Origin of the sequence: Mycoplasma tullyi (assembly GCF_014068355.1) — a bacterium.
GTDB classification, from domain to species: domain Bacteria; phylum Bacillota_I; class Bacilli_A; order Mycoplasmatales; family Mycoplasmoidaceae; genus Mycoplasmoides; species Mycoplasmoides tullyi.
Window position 1 is genome coordinate 723153 of the sequence record NZ_CP059674.1, and the last position, 17564, is coordinate 740716.

Here is a 17564-nt window from a genome sequence, read left to right on the forward strand (position 1 = left end):
CAAAAAAATAGTTAAAAAGAAAAACTTTTTGCTTTTGGAGCAAAAGAAATGAATAAGCAATCGCTTATTCATAATAGACATCATATAAGTATAACCCACTAGCAGGAGCTTTAGTTATTGCTTTACCTTTTTTGGGATTATCTAATAATCACTTAAGGTGATTGAGATCGTATTTTTTAATCCCAATATTATAAAGTGCACCTACAATCATTCTTACCATTGATCTTAAAAAACCATCACCAGTAACATAGATATAAACTTTATTATCCTCTTGTTTCAGATCAATCTTATGAACTGTTCTGACTCCTTTATCTTTATCAGCTGTTGAGAATGATCAAAAATTATGAGTTCCTTCAAGGATTGGAATTGCTTTTTTAATTAGATCAAAATCTAATTTGAAATTAACTATCCAAGCATGATCAAAAAATAAAGGATTGTTTGCACAATAATCAATTAGATAAAGATATGTTTTTGATTTTGCACTAAACCTAGCATGAAAACTACGATCAACTTCTTTGATCCATTTTATATATCACTTATTTTGACCATAACGATTTAAGATCTCTCGAAGTTTTTCTAAACTAATTCGATCATCAATATAAAAACTGATATATTGATTGATTGCATGAACACCTTTATCTGTTCTACCACTAGCATTCACATGAATCTTAGTTTCATAGATTCATTCTAATGCATCTTGTAGTTTAGATTGAACAGTATCATAATCGTTTTGAATTGCATAACCATGGAACTTGGTTCCATGGTAAGAAATATTAATTAAAACGTTTTTATGAAGCTTGGCCAACGTTCTCACCTAAACCAATCGTCATTCATTCTGGTGAACCAAACACACCAAATAAAACTTTAGAAACTGCTACATAGATGAAGAAACCTAATACAACCATTAAGAATGCAAATACAACTAGATCTAGTGCGTGAACTTTAAAGATTCGGTATCGTGTTCTAGCAAATCTTGGGTTGTAACTTCTTGCATCCATTGCGTTAGCTAATTCACCAGCATTTCTAAATGCAATTGAAACCATCGGAATAATCAATGAAACTAATGAACGCATTCTTTCTATCGTAGTTCCATTTTTAAAGTCGATTCCTCTTGATGCTTGTGCATTAAGAATTCTTTGTGATTCTAATAACAATGAAGGCACAAAACGAATCGAGATACTGATCGTCATTGCTAATGAGTTAACTGGAACTTTTAATAGTTTTAATGGAGATAATAGTTGTTCAATACCAAAAGTTAACTCAATTGAAGTGCTTGATGATGTTAAGATTGTTGCTAATAAGATCATCATGAAGATCTTTAAAACAATTGATAAGGTAATAAATAATGTTTTAAAACTTAATGCGTATCAATTAAACATTAAAACAGGTTTTAAAACTAAACTTCTAGGATTAAACTCAAATTGTTTTAATTCTGCTCCTGCAACTTTAGGTACAGCAATTCGATAATATTCTTGTAACTGAACGGGTGTTAAATCAGTTCTCTTCTCATGAACTAAACTTAAAACATCATCAAAACTGATGAACATCTTAGTTTGAGTGTTCATAATCATTGGTGAATAAGTTTTAAAGAAATTGTAATCATAAAGATTAGCTACAGACTGATCATTATAATTACCAACTAAGATGTAACTATTATTGTTAGCAAACATCGAGACATTTAAAAACCCAGGGTTCCGATAGGTAAACCAGTTGATCAAAAACAAGAACAAGAACATGATTATGATCGTCTTCAAGGTCGATCAATAGATTCTAAACGGTAGTTTAGAAATCATGAAAATTAATGTAATGATTCCTAATACAATCAACTGAAAAACTAATCCGGTTGGTAAAAAGATGATCACAACAAAAGCAATAAAGATTATCAATTTAATTGACGGATTAGTTTTATGGACAACCGAGTTGCTTAATATGTACCCATTAATTGCGTTCTTCATAGTTCTTGATTACTTCATTGATTGCTTTTGCTAATTCTTTTACTGTTCTTGGTTCGTATTCATACAGTTTTTTAAAGATTGGATTTCTTAATGACAAGTCATTAATGACTTGAACCACATGAGGTAGTGCAATTGATGTTGTTTGCATAATCTCAGGGTTGGTAAAGATCTGATATGGCGTTCCTGATGTTAAGATCTTACCTTTATCTAATAAGATGATCTCATCAGCGATCTCAAGTACCTTTTCCATTTGGTGCGTGATCACGATCACGGTTTTTCCTTCTGCTTTTGATTCTAGAATCAGATCAACCATTTCGCTTTCACCCTTAGGATCTAATCCAGCTGTTGGTTCATCAAAGATGATCATCTCTGATTGAATTGCTAAAATTCCCGCAATCGCTACCCGTCTTTTTTGTCCACCCGATAATTCAAATGGACTTACATCTAAATAAGAAGAATCAAGCCCCATTCGATTAAGATAGAATTTGGCTAGTTTTGCGGCTTCTTCTTTATGTACACCTAATGCAACCGGTCCAAACATGATATCTTTTTGGATCGTGTCTTTAAATAATTGGTATTCAGGAAATTGAAATACCATTGAGATAATCTTTCTTAACCGTTTGAAGTTCTTAATCTTTTTGGTATTAGGCGAAATCACGATATCGTGATTGTTCTTGAAATCACGAATCGATAACGTTCCATATTTTGAAGTTAATAACCCATTAAAATGGGTTACTAACGTTGATTTCCCACTACCAGAATTACCAATAATACAGTAAATTTTATTCTTTTTGAACGTAAAATCAATGCCATTTAGTGCTCAAAATTCTTCAGGTGTTTTTTCATCAAAAACACACTTAAGCCCTTGAGCACGTAAGGCTTCATCGTCCACTAAAGGAGTTGGTGCATACTTTAGTCTTTTTGATCAACTCTTGAACATATATTATCGATTAATTCATTATATCGTAAAGTGGTATTAATTTTGTCATCCAGCTTATTTAGTTGCATTGCTAAATCTAAACTAAAAGGGATGTCTAAATTAATGTCTTGTAAGAATTGTTTATCCTTAAAGATTTCATCAGGTCGACCTTGCTTGATCAGATTACCGTGATCCATAACCAAAACACGATCACAATTAACCACTTCTTCCATATCGTGAGTAATTGAAATCACGGTTTTACCTTGATTACGCAACTGTAACATAAAACTCTTAATATCTTTTTTACCCTTAGGATCTAACATTGATGTTGATTCATCAAACAAGATAATACTTGGGTTGATCGCTAGAACTGAAGCAATCGCCACACGTTGTTTTTGTCCACCAGATAATTTATGAGGCTCAAACTTTAAGATATCAGTAATTCCTACTTTATCAGCAACAGAATCAATAATTCTTTTAATCTCTTCTCTTGGAATTTTACGGTTTTCTAACCCAAAAGCAATATCATCTTCAGCCGTAATTCCAATAAATTGGTTATCTGGGTTTTGAAAAATAATTCCTACGTTATCACGTAAGAACTTTATGTTATCGCGTGAGATCGCATAACCAAATAAATAGATCGTACCTGCAAGTGGTTTTAAGATCCCCGTCAACAACTTTGACATTGTTGATTTACCAGATCCATTATGACCAACAATACAAACGTATTCTTTTTCATAAATTTCATAAGATACGTTTTTAAGTACTTGTTTTTTCGAGTTATATGAAAACGATACGTTTTCAAATTTAATTACTGAATTCTTGTTATCCATTTATCTAATTATAAAGACCAAACTAATGAATTAGTTTAAAAATGATTTAGATTAGTGGTTCTTGATCCATCTCTGATGGAATAGAGATATCTAGGTATTTTAGAATCGTTGGCGCAACGTTAGCTAAAATACCTTCATTCTTAGTAAATTTAACGTTTTGATCGGTGATTGTGAAAGGTACAACGTTAGTTGTGTGTTTAGTTACTTTTTGGTTATTTTCATCGATCATTTCTTCAGCATTACCATGATCAGCTGTAAAGAATACGGTTACATTATTCTTCTTAGCATCAGCTAGTAATCTTCCGATCTCATGATCTAACGCTTCAAGTCCTTTTAGGGTTGCTTCATAATTACCAGTATGACCAACCATATCAGGGTTTGCAAAATTCAACACAGTTACATCATAGTTCGTATAAACTTTTAGCAACTGATCAACGATTGCTGCAGCTGACATCTCAGGTGCTAGATCATACGTCTTAACATCTTTTCTAGAAGGTACTAAAACTTTATCTTCGTTATCATATTCTACTTCAACACCACCATCAAAGAAGAAGGTAACGTGGGCATATTTTTCAGTTTCAGCAATTCTTAATTGCTTCTTATTAGCATCTTTTAGTACTTCACCTAAAGTGTTCTTTTCAATCTTTGGAGGGTAACAGATTGCTGAAGGATTAATTCCTTCATATTGCATCATAATTACGAAGTAAAGATTATTTCTTCTTAGTTCTGGATTATGATCGTAATAATTAGAACCAAAGATGTAGTGACTTAATTGACGAGCTCGATCTGGTCTGAAATTAGCAAACACAACACTATCATTATCTTGAATAGTGATTTCATCACTCTTGTAGTTAGCATTATAAGCTGGAACAATGAACTCGTCAGTTACATTTTGATCGTACGAATCTTTTACATAAGTTTTGATATCATCAAAACCTTTACCAGTATTTGATAACAGATTGTTGTAAGCTAAATCAATTCGATCTCATCTTTGGTCACGATCCATTGCATAGAATCTACCAGAGATACTACCAATCTTAGTATTAGTTGCTTCTGCTTTTTTAATTAATTCATCTAGATCAGACAATAATTGTTTTGGAGGTACATCTCTTCCATCACCGAAGATATGTAAAACAGCCGGTACATTGTGTTGGTGTGCTAATTCCATAATAGCATAGATATGATTAATGTGTGAGTGCACACCACCATGAGATACTAATCCTAAGATATGTAGTTTGCTATTATTCTTCTTAGCGTGATCAATGGCATTTAGTAATGCTTGATTACTAAAAAACTTTTTGGTTTCGATCTCTTTATTAATTAAAGATAGACCAGTATAAATAATTCGCCCAGCTCCGATATTTAAATGACCAACTTCAGAGTTACCAATCTGACCATCAGGTAAACCAACAGCTTCACCACTAGCTTGAAGCATAATTGTTGGATTATCCTTCATTAAACTATCTAGATTAGGCGTCTTGGCGTTTTTAACGGCATTACCGTGGGTAGATGAACTAATTCCATAGCCATCAAGAATCATTAATAGTGCTTTTTTCATTGTGTTATTTTGCTTCAATAAGTTGAATAAATTTGCGCGGATCTAATGAAGCTCCACCAACTAGTGCTCCATTAATATCTTTTTGTGCTAATAGTTCAGACACATTTTCGGGGTTAACTGATCCACCGTATAGAATTGGCATCTCATTTGCGATTTCTTCAGATGCTAATGAACTTACAACAGATCTGATATAAGCAATTGCATCTTGAGCAGTTTGAGCTGAAGCAGTTTTACCAGTTCCAATCGCTCAGACTGGTTCATAAGCAATGATTAAAGACTTAAGTAAAGAACTATCAATTCCTTTAAGATCTTTTTCTAATTGTTCTTTTAATACAGCTTTGGTTTGATTAGCTTCGTATTGTTCTAATGTTTCACCAATACATAAGATTGGTGTCATTTTGTTCTGTAATAAAGTTTTTACTTTTTGGTTAATTAATTCATCAGATTCATGAAACAAGTTTCTTCTTTCAGAATGACCAATGATTACGTAATCAATACCAATGTCTTTTAGTTGTTCATAACTAACAGTTCCAGTGTTAGCTTTGTTCATTACATAATTAGCATCTTGAGCTAGAATAAAACATTCTTTTCTTTTTAATTCGTTTGCTAGTCCCAAGTGCACAAACACTGGCGCTACACCAAAAACTACTTCGTTTGTTTTGGTTAAATTTGCTTGATTTAAAACACTAAAAAACTCTTTGACTTCTGAAGTAGTTTTATATGTTTTTCAATTTCCAAAGATGTATCTTTTCATACTATTTATATTTCCATTTTCTAGGTTTATTTAATTAAACCGATGTATCGCTTAAGCGTTGCAGTAATCTCATCAGCTTCGTGACTTAATTGTTTTAGCGAATTACCATAAAAATTATAATAAAATTTAAATTTCGGCTCTGTACCCGACAGTCTAAATCTGATTCAAGAATCGCCTTCTAAAATCCAATCTAAACAATCTCCAGCTGGATTTCATTTGATCTCAACAATCTTACGATCATTAATATAAGGTTGATCGTAATTCTTTAATTGTTCCATAAAATCAGTTGCTTTTTTCTTTCAATCAAGACCATCGATTCAATTAGTAATCGTTGCATTGTGAATAAAGCCAAATTGTGGGTAGATTTCTCGTTCTAAGAAATCAACCATTGTGATTCCTCGTTTTAGACATTCATTATGAATTTCTAATGCAAGTGCAGCGGTTTGGAACGAATCCTTATCACAACCAAGTGTTGTTGGTAGTGCTCCAATTGCTTCTTCAAATCCTAAGATGAAATCTTCGTGATTTTTGTGATCTATTGCTTTATTACCAATTCACTTAAAACCTGTACCAACGCGATAAACAACACCGTTGTATTTAGCAATAATGCGATCAATTAAATTTGTTGATACGTATGATGAAACAATATAAGGACGTTTGGTTAATTGCTTATACTTCAAGATGTAATAAGCAAAGATAATCCCCATCTCATTACCATTAAAGTATCTAAACTCATTATTGTGTCTAACAGCAACTGCTAATCGGTCAGCATCAGGATCAGTTGCTAACATAATATCAGCACCGTAGTGTTCAGCATACTTAAGCGCTAAATCTCAAGATTCTCTAGCTTCTGGATTAGGTGATCTTGTATAAGTAAAATTCTCATCATACTTACATTGTTCTTTAACTGGAATAACATTGTAATTAAATTTTCTTAACATCTCTGGTAATCAGTATGATGCAGCTCCGTGTTGACCAGTAAAGACAATTTTAAAATCCTTAACTTCTTTATGATCGGTTGTATAAAGAGTTTTGTAGATATCAGCAAAATAAGAATCATAAATTGAATCTGGAATAAACTTAACCAAACGATCGTTTGGTTCGTATTCTAGATTTAAGATTTCATAACTCTTAGGCATGAATTCAATGATCTTTTTAGCATCATCATTCATTAATTGTGCACCCTTTTCGTTATAGGTCTTAAACCCATTATCAGTTTTAGGGTTATGAGACGCTGTTACATTAATTCCACCATCTGCATTATATCTAGGGATTGCATAAGATAAGATTGGTGTTGAGCTGATCTTATTAGATTCAAATAAGTAAACTTCAATACCCATTGAAGTCAATACATCAGTAATGATCCTGGTAAAGTGAACACCATTCTTACGGTTATCATGTGCAATCACACATCGTGGTGAATAACCAAATTTATCAATTAAAAAACGACCATAACCATATGCCATTTGAGCATAAGTAAAGTCATTTAAGTATTGATAACCAGGACCCATTTTTTGGCGGATACCAGCTGTTCCAAATCCTAATGGTTTTTCGTCAAATGCATATGCTAATTCTTCTTCAGACATTGCTTTGATTTGAGCTTTTAGTTCTTGACTCACTCTTGGGTGAGCTAATCAATATTTAACGATATTATTCATAATTATTAATCCCTTCAAATTATTTAGCACTCATTGCTTTGTGATTAAAACCTAATGGTAGTAGTTGATTTAAATAATAGGTCTTTTGGGTTTGATTTTTATAATAGATGGTTACTAAAGTTGAGTTATCACTAAACTCTCACAATGCTTGGCGACACATTCCACACGGCGAGGCATTAGGATCGTTTGAATCACTCATCAAATGGATCTGTTTGATAACAGGTAGATGATCAGAATCACTACTTGTAATCATACTTCCAATTGCATTTCGTTCAGCACATAAACTAATTGGATATGACGCACATTCAACATTCACACCACTATATTCCTTATTCTGATCATCTACTAAGATACAAGCTACATGAAAGTTGGAATAAACACAGTAAGCTTTATCTAATAGTTGTAATAATTCGTTATGTTTCATATCTAATTGTTTTCTTTGCTTTATCCATAATTGTTTGATCAATTGGTTTAGATGAATATAAACTCATGATCGGTTCATCTAAACTAACTTGATCATTATTCTTTTTGTGTAAGTAGATTCCAGCTTGGAAATCAATTGGTTGATCTTTAATCATTCTACCTGACCCTAGTTCAACAGAAACCATAGCTAGATCAACTGGTGAAGTGTAACTGATCTTTCCAGTTTTATTAGCTTTAATTTGATACTCATATTTTGGGTTAAAATATGAGTCGTTAAGAACTTCTTGTCAATTGCCGTTTTGAGACTTAATTCAACTGATGAATTTGTCAAATGGTTTAGGTGTTTTTAGTAGATTTTCTAAGCTTTTTAAAGCTTCTTCTCTATTAGCAAACTGTTTAGTTTCAACTAGAATTTCAGCGATCAGATTATCCATTAAGATTTTAAATGAATTGTTTTTAGGTAATTCATTTTTCAAGTAAGCTATCGCTTCTTTAATTTCAATTGCATTACCAATGCTATTACCTAAAACTTCATTCATATCATTTAGTTCACACTTTAAGTGACGATTGAATTTTTTAGCTAAATTTAGCATTCGCTTTTTTAATTCATTAGCTTCATCGATTGTTTTACAAAAAGCACCTGAACCATACTTAATATCAATAAAAATGTAATCTGAATTGAGTGCAAATTTCTTAGAAATAATTGATGAAGCAATCAGATCTAAACAATCTGTTGTTGAAGTAACATCTCTTAATGCGTATAAGATTTTATCTGCCAAAACTAAATCATTAGTTTGAGCAATAATAAACATATCATTGGTTTTAAGAATTTGTTTAGCTTGATCAAGACTAATAAAACAATCAACACCAATTGATTCAAGTTTATCAATCGTTCCACCAGTATGAGCTAACCCTCTCCCTGACATCTTAGCAACTTTAAAATTAAAGCAAGCTAGGATTGGTGCTAGTGCGATTGATACCTTATCACCAACACCCCCGGTGGAATGCTTATCAATTAACTTTTTTTGATCTGATTCAAAGTTTAATGTTTTACCTGATTTAATCATGAAATCAGTTAGATAATACAACTCATCATCATTTAAGCCATTAAATCAGATCGCCATTAATAATGCACTGATCTGATAATCGGGAATCGTTTTTTTCACACAACCATCAATGAAAAAACCGATCTCTTCTCTAGTTAAAATTTGCTTTGTTTTCTTCTTCTCAATGATATCAATAATGTTCATAGATTTGTTTAGATTATTTAGCTAAATCCATGGTTTTTAATTCTTGCATTAATTTAACTGAACGAGAAGTGCCGATACGATCAGCACCAGCTTGAACAAATTCGATTAGTTCTCTAGCAGTAGAAATCCCCCCACTAGCTTTGATTTGAATCTTGTCTTGAGAAGCTTGTTGCATAATCTTAATGTCATTTAAACTAGCACCACGAGTTGAAAACCCAGTTGAAGTTTTAATAAAATCAGCTCCACCATCAATACAAGCTAAAGTAGCTTTTGCAATCTGTTCATCTGTTAATAATGCAGTTTCTACGATCACTTTTAAAACTTTTTCACCACAAGCTTTTTTAACTTGTCTGATCTCATCAATCACACAAGCACAACCATTAATTAGTTCTGGAATATTGATCACCATATCAATTTCATCAGCACCCATCTTAATCGAAGTTTTAGCTTCATGAACCTTTTGTTCACTAAAAGTTTGACCTAAAGGAAAACCAACTACCGTACAAACTTTTACGGGTGATTTAGCTAAGATCTTTTTTGCAGTTTTGATATAAGCTGGATTTACGCAAACACTAAAAAAACCATATTCAATCGCTTCATGACATAATCTTTCGATCTCCTCATATGTCGCGTTTGGTTTTAAATTAGTGTGATCAATTAATTTGTTGAAATTTAGAATACTCATAATTTTTTATAGTTTAGTAGCTACATTAAGCGCTAATTCAACCATATTCTTAAAGGTTGTTTGACGCTTATCTGGACTCATTGATTCGTGTGTAACTAATGAATCTGATACTGTTAAGATTGTCATTGAATGTTTTTTAGCTTTTTGTGCATTAGCGTTCAAAGCAAAACCTTCCATCTCTACAGCAATCGCGTTTCATTTCTCATTAGCTTGTTTTGGAGTGTATAAAGTTTGATAAAACGCATCTTCACAGATAACTAACCCTTCGTGGTAGTTAATCTTTAATTCAACTGCTGTTTTTTTTGATAGTTCTAATAACTTTTGTGAAGGGTAATTAGTTTTATTTTGTACATCCACCCCGATTAACATCGCATAAGGTGATTCACTATAAGCCTTACTTTCTAGAATCACATCACCCAAATTAACGTTCTCAACTAATGCACCACATGAACCTACACGAATAATGTTTTCAACATCATAAAAATTATAAAGTTCATGAGTGTAGATCCCAATTGAAGGATTACCCATCCCATGACCCATAACTGTAACTTCTGTACCTTTATATTTACCTGTAAAAGCAAACATATTTCTTACTTCATTAACTAGTTTGTAGTCTTCTAGAAATGTTTCTGCGATCCATTTAGCTCTTAATGGATCACCAGGCATAATTACAGTCTTTGCGATCTCTTCTTTTTTTGCTTTAATATGTGGAGTCATTCTTTAATTACCTATCTTTTTCGAATTTGTCTATATATATTTAATTATCTAACTTATAAAACTGATTGTTAAGATTATTTTTTTCTACCTTAGTCCTTTATCAAAATGGTTTCCGACATTCTTAGGCCCAATTGAGAACTTACCAAGTAATAACATTGTTGCTAATGTTAATGCATATGGAATAGTTCTAATTAAATAAACCTGTGATTGGGGAACTTCTGTAGTTGAAGTTGAATAAACTAATAGTGAACTGAATACCAAACCAATGACAGTGATTGGTAGTAATTTCCATCCACTAACGATTAAGATTGCTAAAGCAATAAACCCAATGCCATCAACATCTCCAGCAAATGATCTACCAGATTGGTAGTAACCAAATAAAGCACCACCAGATCCAGCTACAACACTAGCTAGAATAATCCCAATTCATTGGTATTTAGTAACATTAATTCCTTGTGAATCAACAGCATTAGGGTTTTCACCTACTGCTCGATATCTTAATCCAATCTTTGAAAAGTTCATCACTACATATAGAATGATGAAAAAGATAACGAATAAAACAAAGATGATTATTGCTTCAGTACTAACACTATTTGATCTTAATGTTCGATTATAAACATTATCAAGACTTGGTCTTCCAAATAGTGTAGTAGCACGGTCTGATAAGATCTGTCCAATTCCAGTTGCTAATAAGTTAATTCCAGTACCTGCAATCACATGATCAGCTTTTAATTTAATCGTGGCAAATCCAAATAAGATTCCTACAGGAACTGATAATAAAGCAGATAATAATATGGAAGCTAAAAACGTTCAGTTGTATGTGGTTGATAATACTCCACCCATTGCTCTAAAAAAGATATTTGAGAATAAAACAAAGAACGTTGCACCAAACGTCATTGTTCCATTAATGGCAATATTAACAATCCCGACACGTTCAGATAAATAACCACCAAAAACACCAAGAATAAGGGCAGGGGCTAGAATTAATCATTGATCTAGTTGTGTTGGTGAAAACATTATCTAGCCTCCTTATTAATGTTTAGATTACTAATCTTTTCATTTATTGATTTGATGTGTTTATCAACTTGTACCTTCATATCATCTTGCAATGTCGTAGCAAGTTTTTGAATTCTTCTTTCTTCTTTATTTCACTTACTTAATTTATTTAATAGTTTTTGGTTTTTAGAACTATCATAATCTTGAATTATTTTTTCAGTAGCAAGAATTGAGTTAAACACACAACTGTGATAAAACTCATTAACGATGTTAATGCGTTCTTGCACGTATTCATTTTTGTAGATGTTTACCTGATCCTTATATTCTTTTAAGAAAAGAATTTTAATCGGGTTAACTAAACTCATCAAGAAAACTTTAAGCTTGCTATTATATTGTTCGTTTAGTTGATGACTTAAATCTTTTTGTAGTTTCTTAACTTTGAATAGATGCTTCTCAGATAAAGCAGCCATATTGTTCTCTAAGTTTTGATATTCGGTTATATTTTTATCTCCATAGATCTTGATGATTATTCATCTTCATGGTTTTAAGTAATTCATCAAACCATAAACCGAGATAATGTACATCAATACACCTAGAGTTAAAGATAACGTTTGTGGAGTTGGTAAGTTTGCTGGACCTTGACCTACTGAGATCAATGAAAACAACATTGATACGATCACAATTCCTCAAGGGTTGTTTAAGGCAATTAATGAAATCGCAATACCATTAAACCCTTCAATCGGAACAGAAGATAAACCAAATCTTCCTACTGAACTAAAATCAATTGCTTGAGAAGCTTGACCACTATAAACAACAACACCTAAGATTCCTGCAATTGCTCCTGAAATTGCAAAAGAACTTAATTGTAATAAGTTCTTATTGTATCCAAAGTATTCAGCTGAACTGCTAGATAAACCTGTAGTTTTTAGTTTGTGTCCAAACACCGTAAATCTTAATAATACTCAAACGATTACAACACAAACTGCAGTTACTGCAATTGTTCAAACTCAACCCGTATTACTAGTAAAGAATGTTGGACCATCAACAACATAGAATGCATATTGATCAGGGAATTTAACAGATAAGAAATTACCATTTAATCTTTGAGCACTATCAATGAAGTGATTATTAATAATCGTGCCTACGATTAATAAAATAATTCAGTTTAATAAGATCGCAGATACTACTTCATTGATCTTCAAGTAGATCTTAAATATTCCAGTTAATACTGAAACAAATGCAGCCACAAACATCGATAAGATGATTGTGATTAATTGTCCCCCTACTGCTGGTGTAAAACCTGCTTGTGCTAAATAATGGGTAATAATGAAAGCAAAGCTAGCACCAGCAAGCATCTGACCCGAAATTCCAATATTAAAGATTTTTACTTGCATAGCAAAACCAAAAGATAGTCCTGCTAAAGTAAAAATCCCAATATTGGTAATGAAATCTTGTTGTTGTTTTTGATCTCTTAATCCTCTAGTAAATAAAGATATAAATGCAAAAGGGTTTACGTTTGTAGCTACTAGAATTCCATAAATTACTAACAAAGCAACCAGAATTAAAACAATAATACTTAAAACTCTTCTTCTGGTTGATTTATGTTCTGTACGATAAAATAATCGATCAAAACCGATCAAAAAATTCGGATACTTTTTAAACTGATTCATTCATTGCTTCTCCTGCTAACAATTGACCGATTTTGGATCTTGTCATCTCTTCTTTAGAACCAACACCAATGAAATTATTACGACTAATAACTGCAATCGTATCAGCTAGTGCCATAATTTCATCTAGTTCATAAGAAACTAATAAAACTGCTTTACCTTGTTTTTTAGCTTCAATAATTTGACCGTGGATGTATTGGATCGCTCCTACATCAAGACCTCTTGTTGGTTGAGCTAAGATTAACAACTCGTGTTTTTTGCTCATTTCTCGACCAATAATTAACTTTTGTTGGTTACCACCAGATAATGATCTTGATAATGCTGTTCCGTTGGCTGTTCCTCGAACATCGAACTTATCAATGATGTCCTGAGCGTATTTTGCAATTTCAAACGGAACAATAAAACCTTTATCTGAGAAAGGTTTTTTATCAATTAAATTATTAACTGAGTTTAGTCTGACATTCTCATCCAAAGTCAAACCATGTTTGTGTCGGTCTTCTGGAACAAAAGAGATCCCTAATCTTGATCGTTTCTTAATAGATAGTTTTGAAATGTCTACTAATTTGTTATCATCTCTAAAAAAGATCTTGTTTGATTCAGATTTCTTCAAACCTGAGATAAGTTCAATTAGTTTAGATTGCCCATTACCCTCAACACCAGCTACTGCAAAAATCTCACCTTTTTTAATCTCAAAATTAATATATTTCTTTTGGTGTTCAGAATGACTAAGCTTTTCTCATGTTTGCTTAGCTGTCTGTCATCCTTTAGTAAAAGTTGTCTTAGTTACTGAAGAAGCTTTATTTAATAATTCATCATATTTTTCTTCAGCTGTCTTAGTATCTAAATTTAGATCTCTAACACTTAGAACAACTTCATCACTTGTCACAGGTGATTCATTGATTGAAGGAATAATAGTTCTACCAACCATTAGTTCAGCCATATCTTCTATAGAAGTGTTCTTTACATCAACTGAATCAACATATACACCTTTTCTAATGATAGTTGCATTATCAGCAATCGCTTTAATCTCATGTAACTTATGACTAATAATAAGGATCGTTTTATTTTTAGCTTTAAACTCTTTTAAGATTTCTAGAAAACTTTCAATCTCATTATCTGATAATACAGCTGTAGGTTCATCAAAAATTAAAAGATCAGCATCACGATAAAGAACTTTTAAGATTTCGACTTTTTGCTGTTCACCAACAGTTAAAGAAGATACCTTGGCATTTAGATCAATCTTAAAATTATATTCATCAATGATCTTCTTTAATTTATTAACACTCTTCTTATAGTGAATAATTCCAAATTTTGTAGATTCAGATCCTAAGATGATATTATCAATCACCTTAAAGTTATCTATCAACTTAAAGTGCTGGTGAACCATTCCGATCTTTGCCTTTGAAGCATCTTTAGAAGATTTAAAGTTAACTTCTTTACCCCAAACATAAATCTGCCCTTCATCTTGTTTGTAAAGTCCAAACAAGATTGACATAAGAGTTGATTTACCTGCTCCATTCTCACCGATAATGGCGTGTATTTCATTCCTCTTAACTGACAGATTAATTCCTGAGTTAGCTTTTATCTGGCCGTTATTAAAGGATTTATGGATATCAACCATTCGCAATGCATATTCTTGTGTATCCAAACTAAGATCCTCTCATTTTATTTTGTTTTATTTTAACTAAAATTAAAGAAAACTAACCCAATTCTCCAATTATTAATAATAGTTCTTTGTTTAGATAAATTTTTATAAATATACATATTTATTTTGCGATTATTTCTGGAATAAAAAAGTGATTACAACTTAACTTTTTCAGTAATTTTATGTTGTGCGTAGGTTATTTGGAAATTGATTTACATATCTAGTAACATACCTTATTTATTAAAGATATGTATTTTTATCGAGAAAAGAATAAAAAAATAAACAAAGCTTTAAATCAACAATTAAAACTTCATTTAATTTTTCATAACTTAATATGTTTATCTAACTAACTTCGTCCTTGTTTATTTACAAACTTTAAGATTGTGAACTACCTGAAGTAGAAGCAGTAGCAACCGCATCACCTTGTGCAGCACTATTTAAAGTAAATGTTAAATTCCCTATGTACGGAGTATCACCAGTGTTTATACCAGCTAAAAGAATTTTGTTTAAGCCTTTTTGTAAACTTAAAGTTTTATTAGAATTTGTTGAACTACGAGCAGTAGTCATGTTATCCATTGTGTTAAAGTTCCCCACAGTATTTCAATCAGCTTGTTTATTCGCTATGAAATCTACAGCATGAGTACTATCATTGTCTTTATAGAATCTTATGCTTCTTGTTGCATTAGCCATACTACTTGAAAAAATGTAAGACCCACTAATAGAATAGTTACCAGCTTGCGGAGCATTCACATAGATTGTGTATGTTCTATGATCGCCATCCAGATTAGTACCAGAAGGAGTACTATTGAAATTTGGATACATACGCATTACCGTATCTGTAATAGTTCCAAGTCGACTCTGATTACCACCGATAAATCCAACAAAATAAGCTGGACTAGAAATTTGCGCACTATTAGTACTTCTTGGGTTAGTTAATTGATAAAACAACATGCTGTAGTTTGCAGCTAACCCATAACCTTTCAAGAGATCAACTGAAACAGATTTTTGATTATTATCTTCTGATAAAGTATTACCAAAAATACTATCGTAAATCTTATTTTTATTAGTTTCATCATCTGATGAAGTTATGTACATGTTTCCGATTAAAGGTGCTACTTTAGATGCACTTTCACCATTCATTGTCGGAACGCTAAACTCAACTGTGTTTTGACCAAAAATTAAATCAGTTAACTTAATTTTAGCTACATTAATATCAGCTACTGTTGGAGTTTCATTCATTGTAGCAGTTTGATTCATTGCTGGGTCAGCATTTTCTAAAGCCATAGGCGGAGCAGCTTCTGTTGCACGACTAGTGCCTGCTGATTGAGTTGCTGGTTTAAATTCAACAGTTTGTGCCTCTTTATTATTCAGTTTATACTGTAACCCAACGTTATCACTAGTTTTAATTAACTTATAAGGGAAATATAAATAACCTGTTGATGGTCCGTAATTATTAAATGTTAGGGTGTATTTTCCGTCTGTTCCAGTTAAACTATAGATTCATGATACATCACTCACTGGTTGTGTTTGATTTAGTATTGCTGTATTACTTGTTCAAGCTTTTCTTTGTGCAAAACTTCAATTAGGACGATCGCTTCCACTTGTACCTGTACCAACATCTACACTATAACCAACAAAGCTATAGTTTCCTGGTTGTTGTTGATTACTACTATCAACACCTGTTAATTTAGTTTTATCTAAAACTTCTTTAAGAAAACCTGTTGATAAAGTTTCTGCGTTACTCTTTCAATCATTAAGTTTAGAAAGGGCATCCGTAATCTTAGTATTAGCACCAGCTACATCTTCTGCTTTTAATGTTACACTTCCATCCATTGTTTCTAATGGTTGGTTGGTAAGCGTCTTACCAGATTCATATAGAGTTGTTAAATTATTTTTAATTGTTTCAAAATAAGTCTCTGTTAAACCACCTAAAACATTATTCTCGTTTTTTACCGTTAATTTTAATGAATTGTATGCAGTGACTAAGGGTTGATTGGCACTATCAAAAGTTCGTTTATTGTTAGCAGCTGTGTCAATAGCTGTTTGTAAAGTTGATGTGGCATTTTTAACTTGTTCTACAGTAGCATTCTCATTGTCTAATGTAGATTTAGAAGTTGAGTATGCAGATGTTAAAGTTGCTTTTATTTTTGCATAATCAGCATAAAGACTGATATTATTAGTTTCAGAATCAATTAATGTTGTTAAAACTTGCCTAGCAGCTGCTAATTGTTGATCAACATTGTTAGCTTCAGTACCACCGCTTGGGGCATCATTCATTTCTGCGCCACTATTTGAATTGGTGTTTTTATTGAGGGTGGTGTTAGATGGATTTTCGCTATTACTTGAAGAACTTGAATTCGGAACAAGTGATATTGCTTGAGTACAGCTTGCAGCTGCTAACATTACAAATGAACCCATACCCAATAAACTAACAAACTTAATAATGTTTTTTCTTTTCATAAACAATAAAAATAAAGAATTATATCTAACTTAAATAAATTAAG

15 protein-coding genes are annotated in these 17564 nt (G+C 32.0%); all 15 read right to left on the reverse strand.

Annotated features, from left to right (window positions below):
• Positions 1-64 precede the first annotated feature (64 nt).
• Positions 65-805, reverse strand: a complete 741-nt coding sequence (truA, locus tag H3143_RS02855; RefSeq protein ID WP_182078701.1) for a tRNA pseudouridine(38-40) synthase TruA — start codon at positions 803-805, stop codon at positions 65-67.
• The gene (locus H3143_RS02860) at positions 789-1955 is read right to left on the reverse strand and encodes an energy-coupling factor transporter transmembrane component T (protein ID WP_182078702.1); all 1167 of its coding nucleotides are present in this window, start codon (positions 1953-1955) and stop codon (positions 789-791) included. Before H3143_RS02860 ends, truA begins: the two co-directional genes overlap by 17 nt.
• Entirely contained in the window at positions 1939-2895 is a 957-nt protein-coding gene (locus H3143_RS02865) for an ATP-binding cassette domain-containing protein (RefSeq protein ID WP_182078703.1), read from the reverse strand. The genes H3143_RS02860 and H3143_RS02865 overlap by 17 nt, the downstream gene beginning before the upstream one ends.
• Complete coding sequence (locus H3143_RS02870) at positions 2868-3707, reverse strand: energy-coupling factor transporter ATPase (RefSeq protein ID WP_182078704.1); 840 nt, start codon at positions 3705-3707, stop codon at positions 2868-2870. Before H3143_RS02870 ends, H3143_RS02865 begins: the two co-directional genes overlap by 28 nt.
• Before the next feature lie 46 nt (positions 3708-3753).
• A complete protein-coding gene (gpmI, locus tag H3143_RS02875; RefSeq protein WP_182078705.1) occupies positions 3754-5265 on the reverse strand; it encodes a 2,3-bisphosphoglycerate-independent phosphoglycerate mutase in 1512 nt (503 codons plus the stop codon).
• 4 nt (positions 5266-5269) lie between these two features.
• Positions 5270-6019 carry a triose-phosphate isomerase gene (gene tpiA / locus H3143_RS02880; protein WP_267128821.1) on the reverse strand — a complete coding sequence of 250 codons (750 nt, stop codon included), beginning with the start codon at positions 6017-6019 and terminating at the stop codon, positions 5270-5272.
• 26 nt (positions 6020-6045) lie between these two features.
• The gene (locus H3143_RS02885; RefSeq protein WP_228444778.1) at positions 6046-7677 is read right to left on the reverse strand and encodes a phospho-sugar mutase; all 1632 of its coding nucleotides are present in this window, start codon (positions 7675-7677) and stop codon (positions 6046-6048) included.
• Positions 7678-7696: 19 nt separating this feature from the next.
• A complete protein-coding gene (cdd, locus tag H3143_RS02890; protein WP_182078706.1) occupies positions 7697-8101 on the reverse strand; it encodes a cytidine deaminase in 405 nt (134 codons plus the stop codon).
• The gene (locus H3143_RS02895) at positions 8091-9350 is read right to left on the reverse strand and encodes a thymidine phosphorylase (protein WP_182078707.1); all 1260 of its coding nucleotides are present in this window, start codon (positions 9348-9350) and stop codon (positions 8091-8093) included. Before H3143_RS02895 ends, cdd begins: the two co-directional genes overlap by 11 nt.
• 13 nt (positions 9351-9363) lie before the next feature.
• Complete coding sequence (deoC, locus tag H3143_RS02900) at positions 9364-10035, reverse strand: deoxyribose-phosphate aldolase (RefSeq protein WP_182078708.1); 672 nt, start codon at positions 10033-10035, stop codon at positions 9364-9366.
• 6 nt (positions 10036-10041) lie between these two features.
• Positions 10042-10752, reverse strand: a complete 711-nt coding sequence (gene deoD, locus H3143_RS02905) for a purine-nucleoside phosphorylase (protein WP_182078709.1) — start codon at positions 10750-10752, stop codon at positions 10042-10044.
• An 84-nt stretch (positions 10753-10836) separates the two neighbouring features.
• Positions 10837-11769 (reverse strand): ABC transporter permease, encoded by a 933-nt coding sequence (locus H3143_RS02910; RefSeq protein WP_182078710.1) that lies wholly within the window; start codon positions 11767-11769, stop codon positions 10837-10839.
• A complete protein-coding gene (locus H3143_RS02915; RefSeq protein ID WP_182078711.1) occupies positions 11769-13418 on the reverse strand; it encodes an ABC transporter permease in 1650 nt (549 codons plus the stop codon). The genes H3143_RS02910 and H3143_RS02915 overlap by 1 nt, the downstream gene beginning before the upstream one ends.
• On the reverse strand, positions 13405-15063 hold the full coding sequence (locus H3143_RS02920) for an ABC transporter ATP-binding protein (protein ID WP_182078712.1): 1659 nt from the start codon (positions 15061-15063) through the stop codon (positions 13405-13407). Before H3143_RS02920 ends, H3143_RS02915 begins: the two co-directional genes overlap by 14 nt.
• A gap of 372 nt (positions 15064-15435) precedes the next feature.
• Positions 15436-17520, reverse strand: coding sequence for an FIVAR domain-containing protein (locus H3143_RS02925; protein ID WP_182078713.1), 2085 nt, complete (start codon positions 17518-17520; stop codon positions 15436-15438).
• Positions 17521-17564: the final 44 nt, after the last annotated feature.